The sequence below is a fragment of the Simplicispira hankyongi genome (assembly GCF_003570885.1).
Taxonomy (GTDB): domain Bacteria; phylum Pseudomonadota; class Gammaproteobacteria; order Burkholderiales; family Burkholderiaceae_C; genus Simplicispira; species Simplicispira hankyongi.
In genome coordinates this window covers 99,272-125,395 of record NZ_QXJC01000005.1, presented here as the reverse complement: position 1 = coordinate 125,395, position 26,124 = coordinate 99,272, and the positions used below count along the sequence as shown (strand labels likewise).

Below are 26,124 nucleotides of genomic sequence, written 5' to 3'. Positions count from 1 at the left end.
TGCGCCTTTTCTTGCACGCAAGGCACCCCATCTGCGCAGCGTGGCCACCTGCGCATGGGTGGCGCCCAACCAGGAGTTCGCCATGTCTTCCCCTACTGCCCCTGTCACCGCCTCCCCCATCCTGCAAAGCCAGCCGCTCGGTCCGCTGTGGCCCACGCTGGACCCGTTCCTGTTCTGCGCCCACCACGACGACGCTTACCCTGCCGGCAACGCCGAGCGCGGTCCGGCGGTGCCGCTCGAAGGCCGCCAAATTGGCAGCGACTTCAGCCGCAAGGACGGCTGGAGCATGTACCACGGCGACGTGGTGCCGGGCTTCCCCGGCCACCCGCACCGGGGCTTCGAGACCGTGACCCTGGTGCGCAAGGGCCTGATCGACCACGCCGATTCGCTGGGCGCGGCAGCGCGCTTTGGCGGCGGCGACGTGCAGTGGGTGACCGCCGGGCGCGGCATCCAGCATTCCGAGATGTTCCCGCTGCTGGACACCACCCAGCCCAACCCGCTGGAACTGTTCCAGATCTGGCTGAACCTGCCCGCGCAGAGCAAGATGGTGGCGCCGCACTTCACCATGCTGTGGCGCGAATCGATCCCGCGCCTGGTGCACCGCGACGACGCCGGCCGCGCAACGACCGTGACCGTCGTGGCCGGAGCGCTCCCCGGTGCGGGCGCCCCCCTGCCGCCACCGCCCGAATCCTGGGCAGCACAAGCGAATGGCGACGTGGCCATCTGGACGCTCAAGCTGGAACCCGGCGCGCGCTGGACACTGCCCGCCGCAGCCGGCGCTGGCACGCGGCGCATGCTGTACTTCTTTGCCGGCGCCAGCCTGCGCATCGGCGAAGCAGAGCAGCGCAGCCACGCCGCGCTGGAAGTCGTGGCCGGTCAGGACTGGCTGCTGGAGAACACCGGTGCCGACACCGTGGAATGCCTGCTGCTGCAAGGCCGGCCGATTGGCGAGCCCGTGGCGCAGTACGGCCCGTTTGTGATGAACACGCAGCAGGAAATCATGCAGGCCATGCAGGACTACCGCCGCACCCAGTTCGGCGGCTGGCCCTGGGAGTCGAGTGACCCTGTGCACGGCAGCGAGGCCAGGCGCTTTGCGCGCTACCCGGGTGCGGCGCAGGACGAGCTGCCGGACGATCGGCCCGAGGCGCCGGCTGCTGCCTGAAGGCGCGGCACAACCCTGCCGTGGGGTTCAGGGACAATCCTGGTCCGCACCACCGCGCGCGCTGTACGGCGCGCGCTTTTTTCCCTTTTTCCATCTCCCTCCGCAAGAGACCCCATGAACATCGCCAAGGACACCGCCGTCACCCTCAGCTACCAGCTCACCACGCCCGCGGGCAAGCCGCTCGACAAGGGCAACCTGTCGTACCTGCACGGTGGCTATGAAAACATCTTCCCCAAGGTGGAAGCCGCGCTGGACGGCCAGGCCGTGGGGTTTGCGACAACGCTTGATCTGGCGGTGGAAGACGCCTTTGGCGCGCGCGACGAATCGCTGGTGCGCAGCATTCCGAAATCCGAATTCCCGCCCGGCGTGAAGGTCGGCGGCCAGCTGCAAGGCCCAGGCCCCGACGGCCAGCCGCAGATGTTCAACGTGGTCAAGATCAAGGGCCCCGAGGTGCATCTCGATGGCAACCACCCGCTGGCCGGCCAGGCGCTGCGGTTTGGCTGCAAGGTGACCGGCGTGCGCGCTGCGAGCGCCGAGGAGATCCAGCACCGCCACGTCCACGGCGACCACGGCCACCACCATTGAGCGCGCGCTCCGCTTGGACAGCCACCCGGCGTTGCACTGAACACTGAGCGCCGCTATGCAGCTCAAGACGGTCTTCACAGCCGGCGTGGTGATGCTGGTGGCGTTCTTCGCCATCGAGTCCATCCGCACCAGCTATTCGCCCCAGCACGCCAGCGCTCCGGCGCTGGCAACGCAGGTGGCCCTGGAAGTCCCGGCGCAGGGCCCCACCGACAAGCCGGCATTTGCCTTCAAGGGCTTTCAGATCAAGCCACTGGCGCGCTTTGCCATCGACGCCAAGGTGCTCTCGCGCGAAGACTATTACCTGGACCGGGAGGCCGAGCTTGCGCCAATAGACCTGGCACTGGGCTGGAAACGCATGGCCGACCCGGCGGTATACCGCCAGCTCGACATCAGCCAGGGGCGGCGCTGGTACTTCTACCGCTGGCAGGGCGCACCGCCGATTCCGGTGCAGGAAATCGTCGAATCCTCGGCCAACATGCACCTGATTCCGGCCAACGCCGCCGTCGAGAAGACGCTCGGCAAAGCGCGCGAGGGGGCCTCCGTCCGTCTCACGGGGTTCCTGGTCCAGGCCACCAACGCTGGCGGCTGGCGCTGGACCAGCTCGCTCACGCGCTCGGACTCCGGAGCGGGCTCCTGCGAACTGGTGTTTGTGGAGAGCGCGCAAGTCGAAAATTAACAGGAATCGCCCGGTGCGGGCGGGCGCTTCTCCAGCAGGTGCACCAGGATGTGCAGCAGGCGATTGGCGGGCGTGGCGATGCCCAGGGCCTCGCCCCGGCGCACGATGAATCCATTGATGTGGTCGATCTCGGTGTGCCGACCCCGCGCCAGGTCCTGCGCGGTGGACGATACCTGGCCTGGCATGGACGCGGCAAGCGGCAGCACTGCCTCGGCCGTTCCCTCGGGCAGAACGATGCCGCTGGCATGTGCCACGGCCAGGCACTCCTGCACGATGTCGTCCATCATCCGGGGCACATCCAGGTCGGGACGGTTGACGATCTGACCGTAAGGCTGGCCGGTGATGGCGGACAGCGGGTTGTAAACGCAGTTCAGCACCAGCTTGGCCCAGAGGGCACCGGCCACGTTGTCCGACATCTGGACCGGAATGCCCGCGGCAGCAAAAGTAGTCGCCAGTTGCTCGCTGGTCGGCGAAGCCGCCAACACCAGTTCACCACGGCCAAAGTGCTGCACATGCCCAGGCCCCGCCATCGCGGCCGCCACATAGACCACCGCAGGCAGCACCGGGCGCTGCAGCGTCGCCTGCAAGCGCTCGGCGTTGTCCACGCCGTTTTGCAGGCTCAGCACGGTGGCGCCACCCGCCAGATAGGGCGCCATGGCCCGGCCCGCGCTTTCGGTGTCGGTGGACTTGACGCAGAACAGCACGCACTGGGCGCCGCGCACCGCAGCGGCCTCGGTGTCGGCCTGCAGCCGCACGTGCTCCTGAAAATGCAGGGTATCCAGCCACAGGCCGTGCTCGCGCACCGCCTGCACATGGGCCGCGCGCGCCACCAGCACCACCTCATGTCCGGCGCGCGCGAGCATGCCGCCGTAGTAGCAGCCGACGGCACCTGCACCCATCACGGCGATTTTCATGGCAGAGCCCCTTTCACACAGCGCAGCAGGCAAGGAAAGACAAGTAAGGCGGCCATCATGCGGATAGTCTAGCGATCATGGACAAAGCGATGTGCAGTGCGATTTTCAAGGCGCTCTAGTGTCCTGGAGCGGCAGAAAGCGCGGCGCGGGCGCTACGTCCAGGCCCGCGCCCGCCGTATGCACATAGGTCCCCCGGGCCACGTTGTGCGGGTGCTCGGCCGCCTGCGCCACGCTCAGTACCGGCGCAAAGCACACGTCCGTGCCTTCCAGCAAGGCATCCCAGTGCGCGCGCGGCTGGCTGGCAAAGAGGGCCGTCAGGCGGTCTTTGAGGGCAGGCCAGGTGCGCGGGTCGAACTGGCGCCCCCGGTCCACATCATCGAGCCCGAGCTTTTGCAGGAGCAGTGCGTAGAACTGCGGCTCCAGCGCGCCCAGCGTGATGCAGCCGCCGTCGGCGCAGCGGTACACGTCGTAGAAGGGCGAATCGTGGAACGGGCTCGGTTGCGGGCCGTCCAATTGGCCGCTGCCGCGAATCCATTGCGCAATGCCGCCCAGCATGGCCACGATGTCGACAATGGCGGCATCCACCACGCGGCCCTGGCCACTGGTCCTGGCTTCCAGGATGGCGCAGACCATGCCAAACGCCAGGCCCAGCGCTCCGCCCGCGTCGCCCACCACCGTGGGCGGCACGATGGGCCGCTCGCCGCGGTGCGCCGAGAGCGAGAGCATGCCGGTCAGCGCCACGTAGTTCAGGTCGTGCCCGGCCGCCTGCGCCAGCGGGCCGCTCTGGCCCCAGCCGGTCATGCGGCCGTAGACGATACGCGGGTTGGCCTTGGCGCAGTCCGCCGGGCCCAGGCCCAGGCGCTCCATCACGCCGGGGCGGTTGCCTTCGATCAGCGCATCGGCCTGGGCCACCAGGGCCAGGGCCTCGGCGCGGGCGGCGCCCTGCTTGAGGTCGAGCAGCACCACGGTTTTGCCGCGCCGCAGGGGGTTGTCGCCACTGCCGCCGAGCTGCGCCGCCACGGCGCCCTGTTGCGGGCGGGCAATCACCGTGACCTCGGCGCCCATGTCGGCCAGCATGCGCCCGGCCAGCGGGCCGGGGCCAATGCCTTCGAATTCGACGATGCGGATGCCGGCGAGGGGGGAAGCCAGCGGCCCGCTCATGTGCCCAGTCTCCTTGCAATCAAGTCTTTCATGATTTCCGTCGTGCCTCCATAAATGCGTTGAATGCGGGCATCAGCATACAGGCGGGCAATCGGGTACTCGGCCATGTAGCCATAGCCGCCGAAGAGCTGAAGGCATTCGTCGGTCACCTTGCCCTGCTGCTCGGTGCACCACCACTTGGCCATGTAGGCGGCTTCGTCGTCCAACGTGCCGTCGAGCAGGCGCTGGATGCAGTCGTTCACGAAACTGCGCACCACATGGGCCAGGGTGGCGCATTCGGCCAGCTTGAAGCGGGTGTTCTGGAAGTCGAACACGCTCTGTCCAAAGGCTTTGCGGCCCTTGGTGTACTCCACCGTCAATTCGACGGCCCGCTCGATCACCGCCGCAGCGGGCACGGCCAGCAGCAGGCGCTCGTAGGGCAGCTGGCTCATCAGCTGGCGAAAGCCTTGGCCTTCCTGCCCGCCGAGCAACTGGTCCGCTTTCAGGCGCACGCCGTCAAAGAACAGCTCGGCGGTGTCCGACGCATGCTGGCCCAGCTTCTCCAGCCGCCTGCCGACACGAAAGCCGGGCAGGTTTTCGGTCTCCAGCACCACCAGCGAGACACCGCTGCTGCCCGGCCCGCCGGTGCGCACGGCGACCACCAGCAAGTTGGCAGTGAAGCCGTTGGTGATGAAGGTTTTGGCACCGTCGATCACATAGTGGCCACCGTCTTTGCTGGCCTTGGTGCGCAGCGCTTTCAGATCGGAGCCACAGCCGGGCTCGGTCAGTGCGATACCCGCGAGCATCTCTCCGCTGGCCAGGCGCGGCAGCCAGCGCTGCTTTTGTTCCTCGGTGCCGTAGTCCAGGATGTAATGCGCGGCAATGGTGTGCACGGCCGTGTTGGCGGGCACTTCGGCGCGGGCCAGTTCGTCCTGCACCACCAGCTGGTAGGCCAGGTTGGCGCCTGCGCCGCCATACGCCTCGGGCATCTCGGGCAGCAGAAAACCCAGCTCGCCAAACGGGCGCCAGACCTCGCGCGGGATGAAGCCCTGGCGGCGCCAGCCGTCCAGGTGCGGCACCAGCTCGTTGGCGATGAAACGCCTGGCCTGTTCTCTGAACGCCTCGATGTCTTCATCCATCCAGGCGTGGCGATGCAGTTGGGGCAGCAGGCTCATGGCATCAAATCCCCGTCAGGCCACCGCTGCACATCAGCGTCTGGCCGCTCACATAGTCGGATTCGGGGATGCACAGCAGGTACACGGCCCCCGCTGCCTCGTCGGGCGTGCCGCCACGGCCCAGCGGAATCGAGCGTTCCATGGCCGCCATCAGGTCGGGATTGACGCCCACCTTGATCTCGCGGCCATCGATGTTCTCGGTGGCGTCGCTGTCCGCGCTCACCGTCAAGCGCGTCTTGATGAAGCCGTAGGCCACGCAGTTGACGGTCACGTTCATGCGGCCCCATTCCTTGGCCAGCGTCTGCGTCATGCCGACAATGCCGGCCTTGGCCGTGGAGTAGTTGGTCTGGCCGGCGTTGCCGAACAGGCCGGCCACCGACGAGATGTTGACCACCTTGCGCACCACGCTCTTACCGGCTTCCTTTTCCTGCTTGGAGAGCGCACGGATGACGGGCTGCGCGGCGCGCAGGATGCGAAACGGCGCCGTCAGGTGCACATCGAGCATGGCGTACCACTGCTCGTCGGTCATCTTCTGCACCACGTTGTCCCAGGTGTAGCCCGCGTTGTTGACGATGATGTCCAGGCCCTTGAATGCGCTCACCGCCGTGCCGATGAAGCGCTCGGCAAAATCGGGCGCGGTCACGCTGCCAATGCAGGCCACGGCCTGCCCACCGGCAGCGCGGATGGCCGCGACGACTTCTTGCGCGGGGGCTTCGTCGAGGTCATTGACGACGACATGCGCGCCTTCGCTGGCGAGCTTGAGCGCGATGGAGCGGCCGATGCCGCGGCCCGAGCCGGTGATGAGGGCGACCTTGCCTTCGAGTTTCTTTGTCATGGGGTTCCTTGTGTGGGTTCAGGCCAGCGCCACGAGGGCCTCGCCGACGATTTTGGTTTGGCCAAACTGGTTGGCACTGGTGAGTTCAATGCGCACGCAGTGCTCGCCGTTGTGCTCGAGCTTCTCGACGATGCGGCCGCTGCAGCGCATGGCGTTGCCCAGGTGCGTGATGCCCTGAAAACGTGCATTGAATGTGCGCAACTGGCTTTGCGGCGCCCACGCGGTGACCACGCGGCCCAGCCAGGCCATGCCCAACATGCCTTGGGCAAACACATCGGGCATGCCGGCGCGGCGGGCGACATCGATATCGATGTGCATGGGGTTGTGGTCGCCCGACGCCCCGGCAAACAGCGCCAGCGTGGTGCGGTCGACCGGTGGCGGTTGCAGGTCGGGCAGGGTGTCGCCGACCTGGATCTGCGCGAACGTAGGTGTCTTGAATGTCATGGCGTTCTCCTGTCAGTGGCGAACCACGAGCACCGTGCGCATCTCGGCCACGAGTTCGTTCTTCTGATTGGTGGCGCGGGAGGTCTTGACGACAAATTCCAGGGCGCCATTTTTCTTGTCATAGATATCGCCGATTTCGGAGCGCACCGTGATGGTGTCGCCCGCGCAGGCGCTGCGGTGGTAGGTGAAGCTCTGTTCACCGTGCAGCAGTTTGGCGATGGGCACGTCCAGCAGGGTCAACAGCGTGTCGGTGGCCCCCGAATCGAGTTCCGCGCCAAAGAGGAAGGTGGGCGGAGCCGGCAGGTCGGCGTAGCCCGCCGATTGCGCGGCCTGCACGTCGGTGTACTCGGGCGCGGTTTCGCCAATGGCCTTGGCAAAAAAGCGCAGGCGGCTGCGGTCCAGCGCCATTTCGGACGGTGGCAGTGCATGGCCAATCCATTTCTTGTCAATCATGTCAGCGCTCCGCTTCAAACTCTTTCATACAGGGTGACGACGCAGGCGCCGCCCAGACCCAGGTTGTGCTGCAGCGCCAGGCGCGCACCATCCACCTGGCGTTGCTCGGCTGTGCCGCGCAGCTGGTGCGTGAGCTCAAAGCACTGCGCCAGACCCGTGGCGCCCAGTGGGTGGCCTTTGCTCAGCAAGCCGCCCGAAGGGTTGGTGACGACCTTGCCGCCGTAGGTGTTGTCGCCGTCGTGGACAAACTTTTCAGCACCGCCCACGGGGCACAGGCCCAGGGCCTCGTAGCTGAGCAGTTCGTTCTGCGCAAAGCAGTCGTGCAGCTCGACCACGTCGATGTCCTGCGGGCCGATGCCTGCCGCCTCGTATACCTGCTGGACGGCGTCGCGGGCCATGCTGAAACCGACCACTTCGCGCATGTCGCGGGCTTCGAAGGTGACGGGCTTGTCGGTCGTCATCGCCTGCGCCTTGATACGTACGCGCTGGTCCAGGCCATGCTTCTGGGCGAAGGCGGCCGAGCACACGATGGCAGCGGCTGCGCCGCAGGTGGGCGGGCAGGCCATCAGGCGGGTCAGCACGCCGGGCCACAGCATCTTGGCGTCCATCACCTCCTGCTCGGTGACCACGGTGCGAAACACCGCCAGCGGGTTGTTGGCGGCGTGGCGGCTGGCTTTGGCGCGGATCTTGGCAAAGGTGGAAAGCGGCGTACCGAACTCGTCCATGTGCGCTTTTCCTGCGCCAGCAAAGTAGCGCAGTGCCAGTGGCAGATCGGACTGCACGAGTTCGTCGGTGGCAGCGTCGAACCGCTCGAACGGGCTGGGGCGGTCATTGAACACGGCGCCCAGGGCCCCCGGGTTCATGTGTTCGAAACCCAGCGCCAGCACGCAGTCGGCGGCGCCACTGGCCACGGCCTGGCGCGCCAGGAACAACGCGGTCGAACCGGTAGAACAGTTGTTGTTGACGTTGACCACGGGAATGCCGGTCATGCCCACCTCGTACAGCGCGCGCTGGCCGGAGGTGGAGTCGCCATACACATAGCCGACATAGGCCTGCTGCACTTGGTCGTAGCGGACCCCTGCATCTTGCAGGGCCGCGCGGGTGGCATGCGCCGCCATCTGGGGGTAGGGCTCGTTGGCGCCCGGCTTGGTGCATGGGATCATGCCGACCCCGCATACGAATACATCACGGCTCATGAAAGTCTCCTGGATCACAAGGGAAAGTGGTTATGCGACACCGCGCTCGCGGCCTTTCCAGAAGGGCTCGCGCAGTTTGGTTTTGAGAATTTTTCCGGCTCCCGTCATCGGCAGCGCATCCACGAACGCAACGCTGCGCGGGCTCTTGTAACCAGCGATCAAGATCTTGCAGTGCGCAATGATTTCTTCGGCGGTCACCTGCTGCCCAGGCGCGAGCACCACCACCGCATGCACGGCCTCGCCCCACTGCGGTTCGGGAATGGCAATCACCGCGCTCATCACCACCGCCGGGTGTTTGGCCAGGGCGTTTTCGACCTCGGCCGAGAAGACGTTCTCGCCACCGGTCTTGATCATGTCCTTGATGCGATCGACCACGGTGACGAAACCGTCCTCGTCCATGCGACCTCCGTCGCCGGTGTGCATCCAGCCGTCGCGCAGCGCAGCAGCCGTGAGTTCAGGCTGATTCCAGTAGCCCATCATCACGTTGGGGCCGCGCACGATGATCTCGCCCACCGTGCCGCGCGGCACTTCGTTTCCTTCGCCATCGACGATCTTGGCTTCGGTGCAAAACGTGGCGCGGCCAGAGCAACCCAGCTTGCCCAGGTGCCGGTTTTCTTCTGCCAGGTAAGTCGACGGCAAGATGGTGCCCACAGGCGAGAGCTCGGTCATGCCGAAGCCCTGGAACACCTCGGCCTGGGGAATCGCTTTTTGAGCACGCAGCAGCAAGGCATCGGGCAGCGCCGAGGCGCCGTAGAACACGGTGCGCAGGGAGCTCAGGTCGCGGTGCGGGCCCATGCTGGGATGGTCCAGCATCATCTGGATCATGGTGGGCACCAGGCACAGGTTGGTCACGCGGTGCTGCTCGATGGTGTCGAGCACCTTGGCCGGGTCAAACGCCGGGATGATGGAATGCGTATTGCCTTCCACCCAGTGCGGGAACGCCAGGCCCATGTCGGCCAGGTGGAACATGGGCGCAGCGTGCAGGTAGGTGCCCCCCGGGCGCGCCAGGCCTTCGGCCCGCACCGCCAGGCCCGAGCTGCACAGGTTGTTGTGGCTCAGCATCACGCCCTTGGGGAAGCCCGTGGTGCCGCCGGTATAAAAAATGCCCGCCAGGTCATTCCCCCGGCGCAGCGCGTCAGCCACTGGTGCAGTCTGCGCCACCAATGCTTCGTAGCCGTGCATGCCCTCGGGCGTTTCGCCATCGCCACAGTAGATGAACTCGCGCAGCGTGGTCGATTCACGCCGGAACTGTGCCACCATGCCCTTGAAGGTTTCATCCACCAGCAGAACGGTCGAGCCCGAATCTTCCAGTGAATACAGGATTTCTGCGGGCGACCAGCGGATGTTGCAAGGATTGAGTACCGCCCCCGCCCAGGGCACGGCCATCTGGTATTCCAGGTAGCGCTCGGAGTTGAGCGACAGCATGGCCACGCGGTCGCCGCTCTGCACGCCGAGCTTTTGCAGCGCTCCGGCAAAACGCGCCACACGATCGGCAAACTCGCCAAAAGTGCGTGTCTGCTCGCCCCAGCGCACAGCGATGCGGTGGGGGTGCTGTTGCACCGAGCGGTGCAGGCTTTGGGTCAGGTACATGGGGTTTGTCTCCTAAAGTGGAAGGGCATCAGCAACGCTTTTCTTCTCGGCCCATGGTACAAACCAGGTGCCTTTCGGGCGATGGCAACAGGCACCGTTCTGATGGCAGAACACCTCACAATCCCCTCGGTAGGCGAGTGTCCGTGCATGCTTTCTCCTCCATCGAGCATTCCCATCGTTTTCGTGCACAGCATGCTGGCCGGCTTGGCAGCGGCGAAGCAGCCGACGCAGGAGTGGCTGGCTGCGGCTGGCATTGCGCCGGCTTTGCTGGACCACCCGTCTGCCCGCGTCACGGCCGATCAGTACGCGCGCCTGCTGCAGGTGCTGATGGAACGATCGGGGGATGAAGCCCTGGGGTTTCTTTCCCGTCCTCTGCGGCCGGGCACACTGGCCTTGCTGGCTCGCAGCACGCTGGGCGCGGGCACCCTGGGCGTGGCGCTGCGGCGACTGGTGCGCGCCTTTGGACTGGTGCAGGATGACCTGTGCATGGACCTCCTGCACGAAGGGAGCCTGAGCGCGGTAGCGCTGCGTCCTGCCAACCCCACAGCGGCCTACCCGGTCTTTTTGCACGAACTGATGCTGCGCGTGTTCTGGCGCCTGCTGGCCTGGCTGGCCGGTGGACGCCTGCCGGTGCATCGCTTTGACTTCGCCTTCCCGCGCCCGCCCCACGCCAGCAGTTACGCGCAGCTGTTTCCAGGGAACGTGGTGTTCGACCAACCCTGCTGCGCATTCTGGTTCGACAGCCGACGCCTGCAAACGCCCGTGCGGCGCGACGAGGCGGCGCTGCGAAGCTTCCTGGCCGAAGCCCAGACCCAGATCATCATTCCCCGCCGCGGTGAAGGCTCCCTGCCCGCACGGGTGCGCGCCCACCTGCTGCGGGAGCAGCCCCATTGGTCCAGCCTCGCATCGTGCGCTGCGGCATTGAACATGGCCGTCTCCACCTTGCAGCGCCGCCTGGCCGAAGAGCACACCTCGTTTCGCGCCGTCAAGGACAGCCTGCGGCGCGACATGGCCATTGCGCGGCTCAACAGCAGCCAGGTTCCATTGGCGGTGCTGGCAGGCGAACTGGGGTTTTCCGACAGCGCCGCCTTCCAGCGCGCGTTCAAGGGATGGACCGGCGTACCACCGGGCAGCTACCGACACCCGGAGCAAGGGTAGCCATCGAGCGGCGCGCGCCCCGCCGCCCTGGGTGGCCCACCCGTTTCAGAGTGCGGCTTCGAGAATCGCCCGGCTGATTTCTGGCGTGATGGCGCGCTGCTCGCCCAGCTTGACCATGCCGTGCTCGGTCAGGGCCTTCACTACCGCATCCACCGCCTCACCGCCCAATTGGTAGGCCGATAGCCGGGTAGGAATGCCCACGCTTTCAAAGAACTGCGCCGTGCGGGCAATGGCCGCGTCGATGCGCTCGTCGTCGCTGCCCTCGGTGATCTGCCAGACGCGCGCGGCGTACTGCAGCAGCTTCTCGCGCTTGGCCTCACGCCGTGCCTGCATCACCTGCGGCAGCACGATGGCCAGCGTGCGCGCGTGGTCGATGCCGTAGAGCGCGGTCAGCTCGTGGCCGATCATGTGGGTGGCCCAGTCCTGCGGCACACCGGCGCCGATCAGGCCGTTGAGGGCCAGCGTGGCCGTCCACATCAGGTTGGCGCGGTTGTCGTAGTCGGGCTCGCCTTCCTGCATGGCGCGCGGCGCCAGCTCGACCAGGGTCTGCAGCAGGCCCTCGGCAAAGCGGTCCTGCGCCGGGGCGTTCACGGGGTAGGTGAGGTACTGCTCCATGGTGTGCACAAAGGCGTCCACCAGTCCATTGGCGATCTGCCGCACGGGCAGGGTGTAGGTCTTGGTCGGGTCGAGCACCGAGAACCGTGGAAAGCAATGCGGGCTCGAAAACGAGAGCTTGGCATGCGTCGCCTTACGCGTCACCACGCCGCCGTTGTTCATTTCCGATCCGGTGGCGGGCAGCGTGAGCACCGCGCCCATGGGCAGCGCGCGGGCAATGTTGCTGCCGCGCTTTTCCAGGATGCTCCACGTGTCGCCCTCGAACGGCACGGCGGCGGCAACGAACTTGCTGCCGTCGAGCACCGAGCCGCCGCCCACGGCAAGCAGGAAATCGATGCGCTCGGCACGGGCCAGGTCCACGGCGCGCGAGAGCGTCTCGTAGCTGGGGTTGGGCTCGATGCCGCCAAACTCGAACACCGTGCGCTCGCCCAGCGCCGCCAGCACTTCAGCGAGCGTTCCGGTGCTGCGCGCGCTGCCGCCGCCGTAGAGCACCAGCACGCGCGCGTCCTGGGGGACGAATGGGCCGATTTCGGCAATCTTTCCGGCACCAAAAAGGATGCGGGTGGGGTTGTAGAAGTTGAAATTGAGCATGGTAGGGGCCGCTTGCAGGAAGAGAAACGGGGATTGGAACCTGCCATGCTATTGCGTCCCTGCCGATTCTTCTGTAACGCAGCCGACAAGCCCCCTTGGGCAGCACGCGTACCAGGATCGAGTGGGTCCGCCCTGCCGGGTGCACCGCAAAAAAACCCGCGCGAAGGCGGGTTTGTGGTGCAACGGGACGAGCGCTTATTTGGCGGCCACCACGCGGACCATGTCCAGGCACTTGTTCGAATAGCCCCATTCGTTGTCGTACCAGGCGACCACTTTGAGGAAGGTGTCGTCCAGCGCAATGCCGGCGTCGGCGTCGAACACGCTGGTGCACGATTCACCGCGGAAGTCGGTGGCGACCACCTTGTCTTCGGTGTAGCGCAGGATGCCCTTCAAGGGGCCTTCGGCCTGGGCCTTCATCTCGGCGCAGATTTCCTTGTACGTGGCGGGCTTTTCCAGCTCCACGGTCAGGTCCACCACCGACACATCCGAGGTGGGCACGCGGAACGACATGCCGGTGAGCTTCTTGTTGAGCGCGGGAATCACCACGCCCACCGCCTTGGCCGCGCCGGTGCTGCTGGGGATGATGTTTTCCAGAATGCCGCGGCCGCCGCGCCAGTCCTTGTTGCTCGGGCCGTCCACGGTTTTCTGCGTGGCGGTGGCAGCATGTACCGTCGTCATCAAACCGCGCTTGATGCCCCACTTGTCGTGCAGCACCTTGGCCACGGGGGCCAGGCAGTTGGTGGTGCACGAGGCGTTGGAGACGATGGTCTGGCCCGCGTAAGTGCCATGGTTCACGCCGAACACGAACATGGGCGTGTCGTCCTTGGAGGGTGCCGACATCATGACCTTTTTGGCGCCTGCATCCAGGTGCTTCTGCGCGGCTTCCTTGGTCAGGAACAGGCCGGTGGCTTCGATGACGACGTCGGCGCCAACTTCGTTCCACTTCAGGTTGGCCGGGTCGCGCTCCTGCGTCAGGCGGATCGTCTTGCCGTTGACGACGAGGTGCTTGCCTTCCACCGACACCTCGCCCTTGAAGGGGCCGTGCACGCTGTCGTACTTGAGCATGTAGGCGAGGTAGTCAGGCTCCAGCAGGTCGTTGATGCCCACCACTTCGATGTCGGAAAAATTCTGCACCGCAGCGCGGAACACCATGCGGCCGATGCGGCCGAAACCATTGATACCAATCTTGATCGCCATAGCTCAGTCTCTCCAGGGTTGGATTGCCAAAAATTATTTGCGTTTGAGGGCCGCCAGCACCGTCGCGGCGACGTTCTCTTCGGTGAAACCGAAGTGCTTGAACAGCACCGGGGCGGGAGCCGATTCACCATAGGTGTCGATGCCGATCACTGCTGCGCAGCCGTACTTCCACCAGCCGCTGGTGACGCCCATTTCCACCGCGATGCGCGGCACGCCCGTGGGCAACACGGCTTTCTTGTACTTCACGTCTTCGCGGTCGAAGGCGGTGGTGCTGGGCATGGAGACCACGCGCACCGGGATCTTCTTGGCAGCCAGCAGGCGCTGCGCCTTGAGCGCGAGCTGCACTTCGGAGCCGGTGGCAATGATGACCGCCTTGGCCTTTTTCTTCAGGCCCACGTCGGCCGGCTCGGAGAGCACATAGGCGCCGCGCGAGATGTCGCCCAGGTTGCGCTTGGGCGCCAAAGCGGAAAGGTGTTGCAGGTTCTGGCGGGAGAGCAGCAGCGCCGTCGGCTTGTCGCGGTTGGACAGCGCCACGCTCCAGGCCACGGTGGTTTCTGCGGTATCGGCCGGGCGCCACACGTCGAGGTTGGGAATCAGCCGCAGGCTGGCAGCGTGCTCGATGGACTGGTGCGTGGGCCCATCCTCGCCCAGGCCGATGGAATCGTGCGTGAACACGTGGATCACGCGCTGCTTCATCAGCGCCGCCATGCGGATGGCGTTGCGGCTGTAGTCGCTGAAGGTGAGGAAGGTGCCGCCGTAGGGGATAAAACCGCCATGCAGCGCAATGCCGTTCATCACCGCCGCCATGCCGAATTCGCGCACGCCATAGTTGATGTGGCGACCGATCTGGCCGTCTTCGGTCTTGGCGACAGCACCCTTGGCGTCCATACGCAGCGCTGGCGTGGATTTGGTGTTGGTCAGGTTGGAGCCTGTCAGGTCGGCGCTGCCGCCCAGCAGCTCGGGCAGCTTGGCGGTGAAGGCTTCGAGCGCGATCTGGCTGGCCTTGCGGCTGGCGACGGTGTCGCCCTTGGTGTGGGCCTCGACCACCGCATCGACGGCGGTTTGCGCGAAGTGCTTGGGCAGGTCGCCGGCCATGCGGCGCTCGAACTCGGCCGCCAGCTCGGGGAAGGCGGCGCGGTAGGCGGCAAAGCGCTGGTTCCATTCGGCCTGCGCCTGGGCGCCGGCCTCCTTGGCGTTCCAGTCGGCATAAACCTCGGCAGGGACCTCGAACGGCGCATAGGGCCAGTTGAGCGCGGCGCGGGTGAGGGCAATTTCTTCGGCACCCAATGGCTCGCCGTGTGCCTTGGACGTGTTGGCGCGGTTGGGCGAGCCCTTGCCGATGTGCGTCTTGCAGACGATGAGCGTGGGTTTGGCGCTTTGCGCACGGGCCTTGGCAATCGCTTTGTCCACGGCGTCGGCGTCGTGGCCATCGACCGGGCCAATCACGTTCCAGCCACAGGCCTCGAAACGCTTGGGCGTGTTGTCGATGAACCAGGGCGCCACCTGGCCATCAATCGAAATGCCGTTGTCGTCGTACAGCGCCACCAGCTTGGACAAGCGCCAGGCGCCGGCCAGTGCCACGGCCTCGTGGCTGATGCCTTCCATCAGGCAGCCGTCGCCCAGCATCACGTAGGTGTGGTGGTCGACGACGGTGTGGCCGGCCTGGTTGAATTCGGCTGCCAGGAGCTTTTCGGCCAGCGCCATGCCCACGGCGTTGGTCAGGCCCTGGCCCAGTGGGCCGGTGGTCGTTTCCACGCCCGGCGTCACGCCGACTTCGGGGTGGCCTGCCGTTTTGCTGTGCAACTGGCGGAAGTTCTTGAGCTCCTGGATCGGCAGGTCGTAGCCTGTGAGGTGCAACAGCGCATAGAGCAGCATGGACCCGTGGCCGTTCGAGAGCACGAAGCGGTCCCGGTCGGCCCAGTGCGGGTCTTGCGGGTTGTGGCGCAGGTGCCGGCCCCACAACGCAACCGCCATATCGGCCATGCCCATGGGCGCGCCGGGGTGGCCGGAATTGGCTTGTTGCACAGCATCCATTGCGAGTGCGCGGATCGCATTCGCCATTTGTTCAGAATTGGCCATCGGGGCGGGTCCGGTCAGGACGGTCATGAGGGGAAACCCCAGATTTTAACGGCCCGCCTTGAATGGGCTCCCCACAGCGGCCTCTGCACTGCCGCGCGATGCACTAGAGTGCCAGGCGTGACCCTCCTCTTGCCCCCCTCATTTCCTTCGTCCGCAGGCGCGGCGGCGGCACGCGGCCACGGTGCCGAACAAGCCCCTGCCCTGCTGCTGGCGGCCGGCCGCGGCGAGCGCATGCGCCCGCTGACCGACACCACACCCAAGCCCCTGCTGCCGGTCCACGGCCAGCCGCTGCTGGCCTGGCACCTGCAGGCGCTGGCGCGTGCCGGGGTGCCGCGCGTGGTCATCAACACCGCCTGGCTGGGCGAGAAGATTGCGCAGCAATTTGGAAGTGTTTTCGGCCGCCAAGGCAATGCAGATAAGCGCAAGCAGCTATCAATTTTATATTCCGAGGAAGGCCGTGATTTCGGCGGTGCGCTGGAAACCGCAGGCGGCATTGCGCGCGCCCTGCCGCTGCTGGACGCCGACGTGTTCTGGCTGGCGGCGGGCGATGTGTTCATGCCCGGGTTCCGCTTCGACGCCGCGGCCGTGCGCACCTTTCGCACCAGCGGCGCACTGGCGCGCCTGTGGCTGGTACCCAACCCGGCGCACAATCCGCGCGGCGATTTTGGTCTGTCGGACACCGGCTTGGCTTTGAGCCTGCCGGACGGCAACCCGCAGCCCCGCTACACCTACAGCACCGTCGCCTTGCTGCACCGCGATCTGTTGGCCCCGCCGTGGTGCGACATCGCGCCCGGCAACCCGCAAGGGGTGCGCGCAGCGCTGGCGCCACTGCTGCGCCGGGCTATGGACAATGGCCGGGTACAGGCTGAACTTCACACTGGCCGCTGGGTCGATGTAGGCACACCGCAGCGCCTGGCCGACCTCAACGCCGAAACCTTTTCACCATGACCCTCACCCCGCCCCCCTCTTTGTATGCCGAGCGCCGCGCGCGCCTGGCGGCCCAGCTCGGCCCTGGCGGCGTGGCCATCGTGCCCACCGCGCCCGAGCGCCAGCGCAACCGCGACAGCGACTTCCCCTACCGGCACGACAGCTACTTTTATTACCTCACGGGCTTTACCGAACCCCATGCCTGGCTGGTGCTGACCGCCGAGGGCCAGAGCACCCTGTTCTGCCAGCCCAAAGACCTGGAACGCGAAATCTGGGACGGCTACCGCCTGGGCCCCGACGCTGCCGTGGCCGCCCTGGGGGTGGATGCAGCGCTGCCCGTGGGCGAGCTTGATGCGCGCCTGCCCCGTTTGCTGGAAAACCGCGAGCGCGTGTGGTTCCCGTTCGCCACGCACGACGGCCTGGCCGCGCGCGTCGAAGGCTGGCTGGCCAAGGTGCGCGAGCGCGTGCGCTACGGCGCGCTGTGCCCGCAACAGCAGGGCGACCTGTGCCTGCTGCTCGACGAAATGCGCCTGGTGAAAGACGCGCACGAAATTGGCCTGATGCGGGACGCCGGTGCCATCAGCGCGCGCGCCCACGTCCGCGCCATGCAGCGCTCGGCGCGCATGCTGGCCGCTGGCGAAGACCTGCGCGAATTCCACCTCGAAGCCGAACTGCTGCACGAGTTCCGCCAAAGCGGCGCCGAGTCGCCCGCCTACGGCTCCATCGTCGCCGCCGGCGCCAACGCCTGCGTGCTGCACTACCGCGCCGACCGCGCGCCGGTGAAAAGCGGCGACCTGGTGCTGATCGACGCGGCCTGCGAACTGCACGGCTATGCGAGCGACATCACGCGCACCTTCCCCGCCAACGGCAAGTTCACCGGCCCGCAGCGCGCGCTCTACGACGTGGTGCTGGCCAGCCAGGAAGCGGCCATTGCCGCCACCCGCCCCGGCGCGCGCTTTACCGACCCGCACGACGCCGCGGTGGCGGTGCTGGCGCAAGGCCTGCTCGACCTGGGCCTGCTCGACAAAACCAAGCACGCCAGCGCGCAGGACGTGGTGGCGACGCGTGCCTACTTCCCCTTCTACATGCACCGCACCGGCCACTGGATCGGCATGGACGTGCACGACTGCGGCGGCTATGGGGAGCCCGCCGAGCAAGGCCAGACCCGCGAGCGGCGCGACGCGCTCTCCGGCGAGACCCTCGTCGACAGGCCCAGCCGCATCTTGCGCGCCGGCATGGCGCTGACCGTGGAGCCCGGCCTGTACATCCGGCCCGCCCCTGGCGTGCCCGAGGCCTTCCACCACCTGGGCATCCGCATCGAGGACGACGCCGTGGTGACGCAAGGCGGCTGCGAACTGCTGACGCGCGGCGTGCCGGTGCAGGCCGAGGCGATTGAGGCGCTGATGCAGGAGGCAGCTTCTCGCTAACCCCACAAAAAAACCCCGCAGCGGACGAACCACGGCGGGGTGTAAAGGGGACTGGCGGGCCGGCGGTACGGCCCCGGCGCAGTCCCAGGGGAGGGATTCCTTCGTTCAGGCAGTTTACATGCCGTACTTGCGCTTGGCATCGGCCACGCAGGTGTCCTGTTCAGCGCCCTTGAGGGCGTCGCAGCGTTCCTTGGCGGCTTGGTAGTCGGCTTCGCTCTTTTGGTGCGCAGCGTCCTGCTTGGCTTCGGCCACGTCGGCGCGCTTCTCGCTCATGTTGTCGGCGGGCTTGGCTTCGGCGCGGGCCACCTTGGCGTTTTCAAGCGCCCTTACGTGGGCGGCCTTGGCGTCTTTCTTGCAGACGTCCTTGGCGTTGCCGGTGGCGTCGTCGCACTTTTCCTTGGCGACTGCGTAGTTGGCATCGGCGCGTGCCTTGGCCACCTTGTAGGCCGACTTGTCGTTGGGTTTGTACTGGGCTTCGAGTTCGGCCTTGGCAATGTTTTCGTTGCCCTTGGCTTCCTTCATGCACACGTCCTTGGCATTGGCCTTGAGCGTGTCGCAGTGTTGCTTGGCCATTTTGTAGTCGGCCGAAATGCGGTCCTTGGCAGTGGCGTGCTCGGCCTTGTCCATGGCCATGCCGGTGGTGGCGACCAGGCCGGTGAGCGCCAGAGCGATGAGATTGCGGGTGAAGTTCATGGTGTGTCCTTGGGAAGGCTGTGGGGGGGTCAGTCGTTGAAGCGGAAATCGGGGTTGCGGGTGTGCCACTCCTTGAGCTGCTTCTCGGCCACTTCACGCACCACGCCTTCGCGCTCCTGGAGCTTGCCGATGAACTGCTCGCGCTTGCCATCAATCACGTCCAGATCGTCGTTGGTGAGCTTGCCCCACTGCTCTTTCACCTTGCCGGTGAATTGTTTCCAGTTGCCCTTGATGCGGTCTTCGTTCATTGGGTGATCCTCTTCGTGTCACGGATCAGGCCTTTCGCCGAAACAGCGAAAACCAATGCCTGACTCGATGGGGTCACTGTAGAAACACCGCGCCGCGCTGGCGGTAGTCGGGTGGCGGTTGGCACTGTCAGACGAAGGCGCACCGGACCGTCGGCGAAAAAAAGGGTTGCCGTGATCCGCGCCCTGCACCAGGCTCAGGGCGCTGTCTGATTCACCCAGGCACGCACGTCGCGCGCCACCTGGCGCGCCGCCTGCGCCAAGGCAGCGCTGCCGCCCGCCGCGTCGGCGCTGGGGGCCGGCTGGCGCGCTTCGAAGACGCGCTGGGCCCGCAGGCGCTCGCCCTGGGGTGTGGGCTCGGCGAGCGTGGCACGCAGGCGCAGCACGCCCTCGCTTTGGCTGGCGGAGCTGAAGACCTGGCTGAATTCTTCCAGCTCCAGCCGCAGCACCAGCAGGCCGCCGTTGCCTTCGCGCGCGGCTTCGCGCGCCGCACGGTACCCAAGCACGGCGCGCTCGGCGCTCAGTTCGACGGCCACACTTTGCTGCACCAGCTGGCCCGGCGGCTGGCTCCAGCGGGCACGCTGGTAGGCGCGCAGTTGCTGGGCATCGTCATAGCCCAGGCGGTAGTTCAGGGCGGTGCTGCCCTCTGGCAGACCGGGGCTCTCCACATCGGCCAGCACCAGCGGCGCGCGCTGGGGTGCCAGTGCCGCACCCTGCGCCGCCACCCGGCTGGCGCCCGGGCCGAAGTCGTACACCACGGGATGCACGGGCGGCGCCGGCAAGGCCGAGCAAGCGGCCAGGAAATTCAAGAAAAAAATGGCTCCAGCGCTTATACGTACTGCGCTGACAGCTATCGATTTAATAGTATTCATGGCACACTCACTGCGGGTTGTGGGCAGGGGCGACAAAACCCGGTTCCCCCGGCCCCGGACTGGCCGGCCCGGAACCGTAAATAAAGGCCTGGGGGTTGGCGCTGACGTCTGCGGCCGTGCGCGCCACCTGGCGCGCCGCGCGGCCGGTATCGTCGGCAGCACGCTCCAGGCTGGGCAGCGTACTGGTCTTGAGCCGGTCGGCCGCTTGCGAGAAAGTTTCCACCCCGCGCGAGGCCTGCTCGATGGGGCCGCCGGGGGCATTGAGGCGCTGCGCGGTCTGGCCGAACGCACCGGCCATCACCGAAACCTGATCGCCGGCCTTTTTCAGCGACTGCACGGCGCCGCTGGCGTCCTTGGCCAGCGTGGGCAGCGCGGCCAGGGCGGGGTCGAGGCCCTCGGTCACGCTGCGGTCGATCCGGCGTGTGAGCGCATCGACACTGGCCGCCGCCGCGCCAATGTGGATCAGGGCATCGGAGAAGCGCTTCTGGTTGTCGTCGGACAGCAATTGGTTGACGCGCTGGGTCATCTCCTGCACCTGGCCCAGGATGACCGGGCCTTGCTCGGAAAGCTGTGCAAAGGGCGATGAATGCAGCGGCAGGCGCGGCAGGCCGCTCGGGCCAGGGGGAAGGGGCGGATGGGCCTTGCCGGCGTCGTCGAGCAGGATGTACGACAGCCCCGTAACGCCCTGGTAGCCCAGGGTAGCAAAGGTCGTGGGGGTGATGGGCGCGTCGTCGTCCACGGCGATGCGGACCAGCACATTGCCGCTGACCTGCGGGTCAAAGCCGATGTGCATGACCTTGCCCACCGCCACGCCCTTGTAGCGCACGGCGGCTTGGGGCTGCAGGCCGCTGACGCCGTCGCGGGTGGTGAGCTCGTAGAGTTTGTAGTTGCCGTTGTCGCGCGTGAGCCACATGGCCAGAGCCACCACCAGGGCGCTGACCACCAGCACGAACAGCCCGGCAGCGAGTGCGTGGGACTTGTTTTCCATCAGGTCTCCTTGCCGGCTTGCACCGGCGCCATGGCGCGGCGCCCGCGCTCACCCAAAAAATAATGCTCGACGAAGGGGTGCGGAAATCGCGCCACCTCGGCCGGCGCTCCGGTCACGATGACCTTGCGGTCGGCCAGCACGGCCACGCGCGTGGCGAGCGCAAACAGCGTGTCGAGATCGTGCGTGACCATCACCATGGTGGTCCCCAACGCGGCGTGCAATTCACGCACCAGCGCGCAGAATTCGTCGGCCCCATTCGGGTCCAGCCCGGCGGTGGGCTCGTCGAGCAGCAACAGCGGCGGGTCCATGATGAGCGCGCGCGCCAGCGCCACGCGCTTGATCATGCCGCCCGACAGGTCGGCTGGCATGCGCGTGGCGTGCTCGGGCTCCAGCCCCACCATCTGCAGTTTGACCAGCGCCGCGTCGCGCACCAGCGCGGCTGGCAATGCACCCTGCTCGCGCAGCGCAAAGGCCACGTTGTCGAGCACATTGAAGGCCGAGAACAGCGCGCCGTGCTGGAACAGCATGCCGACACGGCTCGCCGCACCCTCGCCGCCCATTTCGGACGCTGGCCGGCCCAGCACCGTGACCCGACCCGCAGTGGGTTGCAAAAGCCCCAGCATCTGGCGCAAAAGCACCGTCTTGCCCGTCCCCGAGCCGCCCACCAGCGCAAGGATTTCGCCACGCCGCACGTCAAGCGAGAGGTTCCGGTGCACCGTGTAGGCCTCGCTCCCCTTGCCAAAGGTGGTTTCCAGGCCTTCGATGCGCACCACCGGCTCGGCGGAAGCGGCGGCGGGCGAAACGGGTGTTGGCTCAGACATATCCATCCTTCGCGCCGCATACCCGCCGCAACCGGGACTCCGCGGACGTCTTCCTGCACGCTCTGCAACCGGCGCGCTCCAGACCAGCGGACGCCGCGCAAGGGCCGCCCCGCCGCGCCGGCGTCGTCCCCCTTCCCGCAGCACGCAGTGATGCGAGAGAAGGGGGAAGCGGCGTAGCCGCACAGGGGGATGCCACCTAAAACCCCACGTTCTTGAACGCCACGGCAAACAGGGCGTCCACGATGATGACAACGGTAATCGACGAGACCACCGAGGCCGTCGTCCCCTCACCCAGACTCTGCGTGTTGGGCTTGACCCGTAAGCCCCAGTGGCAGCCCACCAACGCGATCAAGATGCCAAAGACCACCGATTTCGACAAGGCCAGCGTCAGGTTACCGCTGCCGACCGCATTGGGCAGCGCCTGGAAGAAGTACGCGGGCGAGACATCCATGGCCGCGTCTGCCGCCAGCATGCCGCCGGCAAGTGCCGCCAGCGTCGTCCACACGCTCAGCAACGGCATGGCAATCGCCAGCGCCAGCGCACGCGGCAGCACCAGGCGAAAGCCTTGCGGGATGCCCATGACACGCATCGCGTCGAGCTCCTCGGTCACGCGCATGACGCCAATCTGCGCGGTGATGGCCGAGCCGGAGCGCCCGGCGACGAGAATGGCCGCCAGCATGGGCCCGAGCTCGCGGATCAGCGAGATCCCCAGGATGTTGACGATGAAGGCCTCGGCGCCGAATTGGCGCAGCTGCAAACTCATCAGGTAGGCCAGCACGACGCCAATCAAAAAACCGACCAGTGCGGTAATGGGCAGCGCCGTCGCGCCCATGCGGTACAGATGCCCCGATACGTCACGCCAAGGCGCGCGCAGCGGCGCACGCAGCACACGCAGGCTGTCGAGCAGCAACTGGCCGATCAGCATCAGCAAGCGCTTGCCATGGTCGACGGCGTGCAGCACCAGCACACCGAGGCCGTCTACCTGCTTGGCCAACGACCAGCGCTCGGGCGGTGGCGGCGCAGTGGACAGCGAGGCCACGCGCTCCAGCAACGAGCGCTGCGTGTCATCCAGCACCAGATGCTCGGGCCAGGCGCGGCCCCAGTGGTTCCACAAGAGCTGTGCGCCGACGTGGTCGAGCCAGGCCATACCGCTCAGGTCCCAGCCAAGCTGCGTCTCAGGCGGTGCCGCAACCAGCGCGGCGGCCAGCGCTCGCCAGCGCCTGCGCGCACCGATGTCGGCCGCACCCCAGCGCCCATGCAAGCGCATCCACGGCCCTTGGGGCGTGTCGTCGCGGGACAGTCGGGGAGCGGAATCGGGCATCAAAAGAACAAGGCAAATCAGAGCATGCGGCAAGGCAGTCGCAGGATGCTGCATGGTAGCGGCAGCGTGCGCCAACGGGAACCCGCAGCTACGCGGCGCGGGAATTGGTATCAAAATGCTGGTCGGCGCTTGTTATATTTGCGCTTTATGCTATCTTTTTCATAGCTCACCACCCTTGAATGCAAAGGCCATTGGGCGAACGGCTGAATCTCATGAGCGACACCTCCTACGACTACATCGTCATTGGCGCAGGCACTGCGGGCGCCCTGCTGGCCAATCGGCTCAGCGCCGACCCCAAGCGCCGCGTGCTGCTGCTCGAAGCAGGCGGCAAGGACAACTACCACTGGATTCACATCCCGGTCGGCTACTTGTACTGCATCGGCAACCCACGCACCGACTGGCTCTACCAGACCGAGCCTGACCCGGGGCTCAACGGCCGGCGCCTGCGCTACCCGCGCGGCAAGACGCTGGGCGGCTGCAGCAGCATCAACGGCATGCTCTATATCCGCGGTCAGGCGCGCGACTACAACCAGTGGGCGGCGATCACGGGCGAAGACGCATGGCGCTGGGACAATGTGCTGCCAGACTTTCGCCGGCATGAGAGCCACTGGCGGCTCGATCAGCCCGGCGCGGACGACGCTGCCTTTGCGCAGCTCCACGGCAATGCCAGCCAGGGCGGCAGCGGCGAGTGGCGGGTGGAAAAGCAGCGCTTGCGCTGGGACGTGCTCGACGCGTTCTCCCTGGCTGCGCAGCAGGCCGGCATCCCCGCCACCCAGGATTTCAACGGCGGCAACAACGAAGGCGTGGGCTACTTCGAGGTCAACCAGAAAAAAGGCTGGCGCTGGAACACCGCCAAGGCCTTCTTGCGACCGGCCTGCATGCAGCGGCCGAACTTCGAGCTCTGGACGGGCGCCCAGGCCGCTCGCTTGCTGCTCACCCAGTTGCCCGACGGCACGCAGCGCTGCACGGGCGTGGAGGTGTGGACGGGCCAACAGATGGTGCAGGTGCACGCCCGCTGCGAGGTCGTGCTGGCGGCCGGCTCCATCAACTCGCCGCAGTTGCTGCAGCTCTCGGGCATCGGCCCGGCGGCGCTGCTGGCGGCACACGGCATTCCGGTCGTACGCGACCTGCCGGGTGTGGGGGCCAACTTGCAGGACCACCTGCAGATCCGTTCGGTCTTCAAGGTGCAGGGCGTGACCACGCTCAATACGCTGGCCAGCTCGTTGCTGGGCAAGGCGCGCATCGCGCTCGAATACGCGGCGCTGCGCAGCGGCCCCATGAGCATGTCGCCCTCGCAGCTGGGCGCCTTCACGCGCAGCTCACCCGAGCAGGCGCACGCGAATCTGGAGTTTCACGTGCAGCCGCTCTCGCTCGATGCCTTTGGCGACCCCTTGCATGCCTTCCCGGCGTTCACTGCCAGTGTCTGCAACCTCAACCCGACCAGCCGCGGCAGCGTGCAGATCAGGAGCCCGCGCTTTCAAGACGCACCCGCCATCGCCCCGCACTACCTCAGCACGCCGGAGGACCGCCAGGTCGCCGCCGACAGCCTGCGCCTGACGCGGCGCATCGTCGCCCAGCCGGCGCTGGCACGCTACCAGCCCGAGGAATTCAAGCCCGGCGTGCAGTACCAGAGCGATGAGGAACTCGCCCGTTTGGCCGGCGACATCGCCAGCACCATCTTCCACCCCGTGGGCACCACCGCCATGGGCCGTGCCGACGACCCCCAGGCGGTGCTGGACCCACGCCTGCGCGTGCGCGGCGTCCAAGGCCTGCGCGTGGTGGACGCCGGTGCCATGCCCACCATCACCAGCGGGAACACCAATTCGCCCACCTTGATGATGGCCGAGAAGGCGGCGCAATGGATTGCGCAGGACAACAGCCGCTGAGACCGCGCCGTCTTCCACGGGAAATTCCCTATACCCAGTCACCTGATCCTGCCCTACATTTGCACCCACTCGATGGCGTGCTCAGGCCGCCAACACGGGGGGGCCAGAGGAGACAACACTGCAAAACACCAACGATTGAATAGCGTCCAGCGAGACGTCACTCTTTTTCAGACGCCGGCCATGCCGGCGTTTTTTTTGCCTGCGACGCTCTCCGGCAAGCTTTCATCTGGCCTGAGACAATTCCATGATGGAATGGTTCATCGTGACGCTGGCCTCGTTGCTGGCCGGTTTTATCGACGCAATCGTGGGCGGCGGCGGCTTGGTGCTGCTTCCGGCCCTGTTTGCCACTTTCCCCAACGCACCGCCGGCTACCTTGCTCGGCACCAACAAGAGCGCGTCCATCTGGGGCACTGCCATGGCAACCTGGCAGTACAGCCGGCGCGTGCAAGTGCGCTGGCGTGCGCTGATGCCGGCCGCGCTGGCAGGTTTCGTCGGTGCGTTTGCCGGCGCCTGGGCCGTGACGGTGCTCTCGCCCGACTTCCTGCGCCGCATGCTCCCTTGGGTGCTTTTCGCCGTGCTGCTGTACACGATTGCCAAAAAGGAGCTGGGCAAGCACCACCGTCCACGTTTCTCGGGCCGCGCCGAATGGCTGGCGGCAAGCGCCATTGGCCTGTCGATTGGTTTCTATGACGGATTTTTTGGGCCCGGAACCGGCAGTTTTTTTGTCTTTCTGTTCGTGCGCTGGCTGGGCTACGACTTCCTCAATGCCTCGGCCTCGGCCAAGCTGCTGAACGTCTCAACCAACATTGCCGCGCTGATTCTCTTTACTGCCAAAGGCCATGTCTGGTGGCACTTCGCCCTGCCGCTGGCAGTCGCCAATGTGGCCGGCAGTGTGCTGGGCACGCACATGGCGCTCAAGCACGGTACCGGCTTCGTGCGCGCGATCTTCATCTTCGTCGTGGGCATCCTGATCCTCAAAACCGGCCACGACGCCTATCTGCGCTGAGGGAAAGACCTGAGCTAAAGATGCATTTCAGGAACCTATAATCGCGCCCTTGTTCGCACCGAGGCCTGTGAGACGCAGCGATCGGTCAGGCGATTTACCAAGCTCCGGCTTCGCTACCGCAGGCCGGA

The 26,124-nt window shown here is 66.5% G+C and carries 25 protein-coding genes; 8 read left to right on the top strand and 17 right to left on the bottom strand.

Going from position 1 to position 26,124, the window contains the following annotated elements:
• Nucleotides 1–82: 82 nt before the first annotated feature.
• From D3F03_RS12595 to D3F03_RS12585, 3 genes are all read left to right on the top strand, one after another.
• Nucleotides 83–1,162, top strand: a complete 1,080-nt coding sequence (locus tag D3F03_RS12595) for a pirin family protein (RefSeq protein ID WP_119109901.1) — start codon at nt 83–85, stop codon at nt 1,160–1,162.
• A 114-nt stretch (nt 1,163–1,276) separates the two neighbouring features.
• Nucleotides 1,277–1,747, top strand: coding sequence for an FKBP-type peptidyl-prolyl cis-trans isomerase (locus D3F03_RS12590; protein ID WP_119109769.1), 471 nt, complete (start codon nt 1,277–1,279; stop codon nt 1,745–1,747).
• A 55-nt stretch (nt 1,748–1,802) separates the two neighbouring features.
• Entirely contained in the window at nt 1,803–2,423 is a 621-nt protein-coding gene (locus tag D3F03_RS12585; protein ID WP_119109768.1) for a hypothetical protein, read from the top strand.
• On the opposite strand, the gene D3F03_RS12580 is transcribed toward D3F03_RS12585, so the two are convergent.
• From D3F03_RS12580 to D3F03_RS12545, 8 genes are all read right to left on the bottom strand, one after another.
• Nucleotides 2,420–3,337 (bottom strand): ketopantoate reductase family protein, encoded by a 918-nt coding sequence (locus D3F03_RS12580; protein WP_119109767.1) that lies wholly within the window; start codon nt 3,335–3,337, stop codon nt 2,420–2,422. The two genes, D3F03_RS12585 and D3F03_RS12580, sit on opposite strands and share 4 nt — an antisense overlap.
• 105 nt (nt 3,338–3,442) lie before the next feature.
• The gene (locus D3F03_RS12575) at nt 3,443–4,498 is read right to left on the bottom strand and encodes a CaiB/BaiF CoA transferase family protein (protein WP_119109766.1); all 1,056 of its coding nucleotides are present in this window, start codon (nt 4,496–4,498) and stop codon (nt 3,443–3,445) included.
• Nucleotides 4,495–5,646, bottom strand: a complete 1,152-nt coding sequence (locus D3F03_RS12570) for an acyl-CoA dehydrogenase family protein (protein ID WP_119109900.1) — start codon at nt 5,644–5,646, stop codon at nt 4,495–4,497. Before D3F03_RS12570 ends, D3F03_RS12575 begins: the two co-directional genes overlap by 4 nt.
• Nucleotides 5,647–5,656: 10 nt before the next feature.
• Complete coding sequence (locus D3F03_RS12565) at nt 5,657–6,487, bottom strand: SDR family NAD(P)-dependent oxidoreductase (protein WP_119109765.1); 831 nt, start codon at nt 6,485–6,487, stop codon at nt 5,657–5,659.
• 18 nt (nt 6,488–6,505) lie between these two features.
• Nucleotides 6,506–6,931, bottom strand: coding sequence for a MaoC/PaaZ C-terminal domain-containing protein (locus D3F03_RS12560; protein WP_119109764.1), 426 nt, complete (start codon nt 6,929–6,931; stop codon nt 6,506–6,508).
• Between the two features lie 12 nt (nt 6,932–6,943).
• On the bottom strand, nt 6,944–7,384 hold the full coding sequence (locus D3F03_RS12555) for a MaoC family dehydratase N-terminal domain-containing protein (RefSeq protein ID WP_119109763.1): 441 nt from the start codon (nt 7,382–7,384) through the stop codon (nt 6,944–6,946).
• Between the two features lie 14 nt (nt 7,385–7,398).
• Complete coding sequence (locus tag D3F03_RS12550; protein WP_119109762.1) at nt 7,399–8,580, bottom strand: lipid-transfer protein; 1,182 nt, start codon at nt 8,578–8,580, stop codon at nt 7,399–7,401.
• A gap of 30 nt (nt 8,581–8,610) precedes the next feature.
• Nucleotides 8,611–10,170, bottom strand: a complete 1,560-nt coding sequence (locus tag D3F03_RS12545; RefSeq protein WP_119109761.1) for a long-chain-fatty-acid--CoA ligase — start codon at nt 10,168–10,170, stop codon at nt 8,611–8,613.
• 147 nt (nt 10,171–10,317) lie between these two features.
• Here D3F03_RS12545 and D3F03_RS12540 point away from each other — a divergent pair, with 147 nt between their 5' ends.
• Nucleotides 10,318–11,328: an AraC family transcriptional regulator gene (locus tag D3F03_RS12540; RefSeq protein ID WP_119109760.1), complete on the top strand. Its 1,011-nt coding sequence runs from the start codon at nt 10,318–10,320 to the stop codon at nt 11,326–11,328.
• A gap of 45 nt (nt 11,329–11,373) precedes the next feature.
• Here D3F03_RS12540 and D3F03_RS12535 read toward each other — a convergent pair whose 3' ends face one another.
• From D3F03_RS12535 to tkt, 3 genes are all read right to left on the bottom strand, one after another.
• On the bottom strand, nt 11,374–12,534 hold the full coding sequence (locus D3F03_RS12535; protein ID WP_119109759.1) for an iron-containing alcohol dehydrogenase: 1,161 nt from the start codon (nt 12,532–12,534) through the stop codon (nt 11,374–11,376).
• 195 nt (nt 12,535–12,729) lie between these two features.
• Nucleotides 12,730–13,731: a type I glyceraldehyde-3-phosphate dehydrogenase gene (gene gap, locus D3F03_RS12530; RefSeq protein ID WP_119109758.1), complete on the bottom strand. Its 1,002-nt coding sequence runs from the start codon at nt 13,729–13,731 to the stop codon at nt 12,730–12,732.
• Between the two features lie 33 nt (nt 13,732–13,764).
• On the bottom strand, nt 13,765–15,810 hold the full coding sequence (gene tkt, locus D3F03_RS12525) for a transketolase (protein ID WP_119109757.1): 2,046 nt from the start codon (nt 15,808–15,810) through the stop codon (nt 13,765–13,767).
• Between the two features lie 201 nt (nt 15,811–16,011).
• Here tkt and D3F03_RS12520 point away from each other — a divergent pair, with 201 nt between their 5' ends.
• Nucleotides 16,012–16,758, top strand: coding sequence for a nucleotidyltransferase family protein (locus D3F03_RS12520; protein WP_281271435.1), 747 nt, complete (start codon nt 16,012–16,014; stop codon nt 16,756–16,758).
• Nucleotides 16,755–18,164 carry an aminopeptidase P N-terminal domain-containing protein gene (locus D3F03_RS12515; RefSeq protein ID WP_119109755.1) on the top strand — a complete coding sequence of 470 codons (1,410 nt, stop codon included), beginning with the start codon at nt 16,755–16,757 and terminating at the stop codon, nt 18,162–18,164. The genes D3F03_RS12520 and D3F03_RS12515 overlap by 4 nt, the downstream gene beginning before the upstream one ends.
• 114 nt (nt 18,165–18,278) lie before the next feature.
• On the opposite strand, the gene D3F03_RS12510 is transcribed toward D3F03_RS12515, so the two are convergent.
• The 6 genes from D3F03_RS12510 to D3F03_RS12485 form a co-directional block, all read right to left on the bottom strand.
• Nucleotides 18,279–18,857, bottom strand: coding sequence for a hypothetical protein (locus D3F03_RS12510; RefSeq protein ID WP_119109754.1), 579 nt, complete (start codon nt 18,855–18,857; stop codon nt 18,279–18,281).
• A 29-nt stretch (nt 18,858–18,886) separates the two neighbouring features.
• Nucleotides 18,887–19,105 (bottom strand): CsbD family protein, encoded by a 219-nt coding sequence (locus D3F03_RS12505; RefSeq protein ID WP_119109753.1) that lies wholly within the window; start codon nt 19,103–19,105, stop codon nt 18,887–18,889.
• A gap of 194 nt (nt 19,106–19,299) precedes the next feature.
• Nucleotides 19,300–19,974 (bottom strand): ABC-type transport auxiliary lipoprotein family protein, encoded by a 675-nt coding sequence (locus tag D3F03_RS12500; protein WP_119109752.1) that lies wholly within the window; start codon nt 19,972–19,974, stop codon nt 19,300–19,302.
• Nucleotides 19,975–19,981: 7 nt separating this feature from the next.
• Complete coding sequence (locus D3F03_RS12495; protein WP_119109751.1) at nt 19,982–20,962, bottom strand: MlaD family protein; 981 nt, start codon at nt 20,960–20,962, stop codon at nt 19,982–19,984.
• Complete coding sequence (locus D3F03_RS12490; protein WP_119109750.1) at nt 20,962–21,783, bottom strand: ABC transporter ATP-binding protein; 822 nt, start codon at nt 21,781–21,783, stop codon at nt 20,962–20,964. Before D3F03_RS12490 ends, D3F03_RS12495 begins: the two co-directional genes overlap by 1 nt.
• A gap of 196 nt (nt 21,784–21,979) precedes the next feature.
• Entirely contained in the window at nt 21,980–23,104 is a 1,125-nt protein-coding gene (locus tag D3F03_RS12485) for an MlaE family ABC transporter permease (protein WP_119109749.1), read from the bottom strand.
• A 212-nt stretch (nt 23,105–23,316) separates the two neighbouring features.
• Here D3F03_RS12485 and D3F03_RS12480 point away from each other — a divergent pair, with 212 nt between their 5' ends.
• Together D3F03_RS12480 and D3F03_RS12475 are read left to right on the top strand one after the other, a co-directional pair.
• Nucleotides 23,317–24,990, top strand: coding sequence for a GMC family oxidoreductase (locus D3F03_RS12480; protein ID WP_119109899.1), 1,674 nt, complete (start codon nt 23,317–23,319; stop codon nt 24,988–24,990).
• A 247-nt stretch (nt 24,991–25,237) separates the two neighbouring features.
• Nucleotides 25,238–25,996 carry a sulfite exporter TauE/SafE family protein gene (locus tag D3F03_RS12475; protein ID WP_119109898.1) on the top strand — a complete coding sequence of 253 codons (759 nt, stop codon included), beginning with the start codon at nt 25,238–25,240 and terminating at the stop codon, nt 25,994–25,996.
• Nucleotides 25,997–26,124: the final 128 nt, after the last annotated feature.

Bases quoted from the DNA above. Each gene is read 5' to 3' on its own strand.
- D3F03_RS12575 (WP_119109766.1), bottom strand. From the start codon at position 4,498: ATGAGCGGGCCGCTGGCTTCCCCCCTCGCCGGCATCCGCATCGTCGAA.
- D3F03_RS12500 (WP_119109752.1), bottom strand. From the start codon at position 19,974: ATGAATACTATTAAATCGATAGCTGTCAGCGCAGTACGTATAAGCGCT.
- D3F03_RS12545 (WP_119109761.1), bottom strand. From the start codon at position 10,170: ATGTACCTGACCCAAAGCCTGCACCGCTCGGTGCAACAGCACCCCCAC.
- D3F03_RS12560 (WP_119109764.1), bottom strand. From the start codon at position 6,931: ATGACATTCAAGACACCTACGTTCGCGCAGATCCAGGTCGGCGACACC.
- D3F03_RS12540 (WP_119109760.1), top strand. From the start codon at position 10,318: ATGCTTTCTCCTCCATCGAGCATTCCCATCGTTTTCGTGCACAGCATG.
- D3F03_RS12495 (WP_119109751.1), bottom strand. From the start codon at position 20,962: ATGGAAAACAAGTCCCACGCACTCGCTGCCGGGCTGTTCGTGCTGGTG.
- D3F03_RS12485 (WP_119109749.1), bottom strand. From the start codon at position 23,104: ATGCCCGATTCCGCTCCCCGACTGTCCCGCGACGACACGCCCCAAGGG.
- D3F03_RS12550 (WP_119109762.1), bottom strand. From the start codon at position 8,580: ATGAGCCGTGATGTATTCGTATGCGGGGTCGGCATGATCCCATGCACC.
- D3F03_RS12595 (WP_119109901.1), top strand. From the start codon at position 83: ATGTCTTCCCCTACTGCCCCTGTCACCGCCTCCCCCATCCTGCAAAGC.
- D3F03_RS12515 (WP_119109755.1), top strand. From the start codon at position 16,755: ATGACCCTCACCCCGCCCCCCTCTTTGTATGCCGAGCGCCGCGCGCGC.
- D3F03_RS12555 (WP_119109763.1), bottom strand. From the start codon at position 7,384: ATGATTGACAAGAAATGGATTGGCCATGCACTGCCACCGTCCGAAATG.
- D3F03_RS12490 (WP_119109750.1), bottom strand. From the start codon at position 21,783: ATGTCTGAGCCAACACCCGTTTCGCCCGCCGCCGCTTCCGCCGAGCCG.
- gap (WP_119109758.1), bottom strand. From the start codon at position 13,731: ATGGCGATCAAGATTGGTATCAATGGTTTCGGCCGCATCGGCCGCATG.
- D3F03_RS12565 (WP_119109765.1), bottom strand. From the start codon at position 6,487: ATGACAAAGAAACTCGAAGGCAAGGTCGCCCTCATCACCGGCTCGGGC.
- D3F03_RS12580 (WP_119109767.1), bottom strand. From the start codon at position 3,337: ATGAAAATCGCCGTGATGGGTGCAGGTGCCGTCGGCTGCTACTACGGC.
- D3F03_RS12535 (WP_119109759.1), bottom strand. From the start codon at position 12,534: ATGCTCAATTTCAACTTCTACAACCCCACCCGCATCCTTTTTGGTGCC.
- D3F03_RS12585 (WP_119109768.1), top strand. From the start codon at position 1,803: ATGCAGCTCAAGACGGTCTTCACAGCCGGCGTGGTGATGCTGGTGGCG.
- tkt (WP_119109757.1), bottom strand. From the start codon at position 15,810: ATGGCCAATTCTGAACAAATGGCGAATGCGATCCGCGCACTCGCAATG.
- D3F03_RS12480 (WP_119109899.1), top strand. From the start codon at position 23,317: ATGAGCGACACCTCCTACGACTACATCGTCATTGGCGCAGGCACTGCG.
- D3F03_RS12510 (WP_119109754.1), bottom strand. From the start codon at position 18,857: ATGAACTTCACCCGCAATCTCATCGCTCTGGCGCTCACCGGCCTGGTC.
- D3F03_RS12475 (WP_119109898.1), top strand. From the start codon at position 25,238: ATGGAATGGTTCATCGTGACGCTGGCCTCGTTGCTGGCCGGTTTTATC.
- D3F03_RS12505 (WP_119109753.1), bottom strand. From the start codon at position 19,105: ATGAACGAAGACCGCATCAAGGGCAACTGGAAACAATTCACCGGCAAG.
- D3F03_RS12590 (WP_119109769.1), top strand. From the start codon at position 1,277: ATGAACATCGCCAAGGACACCGCCGTCACCCTCAGCTACCAGCTCACC.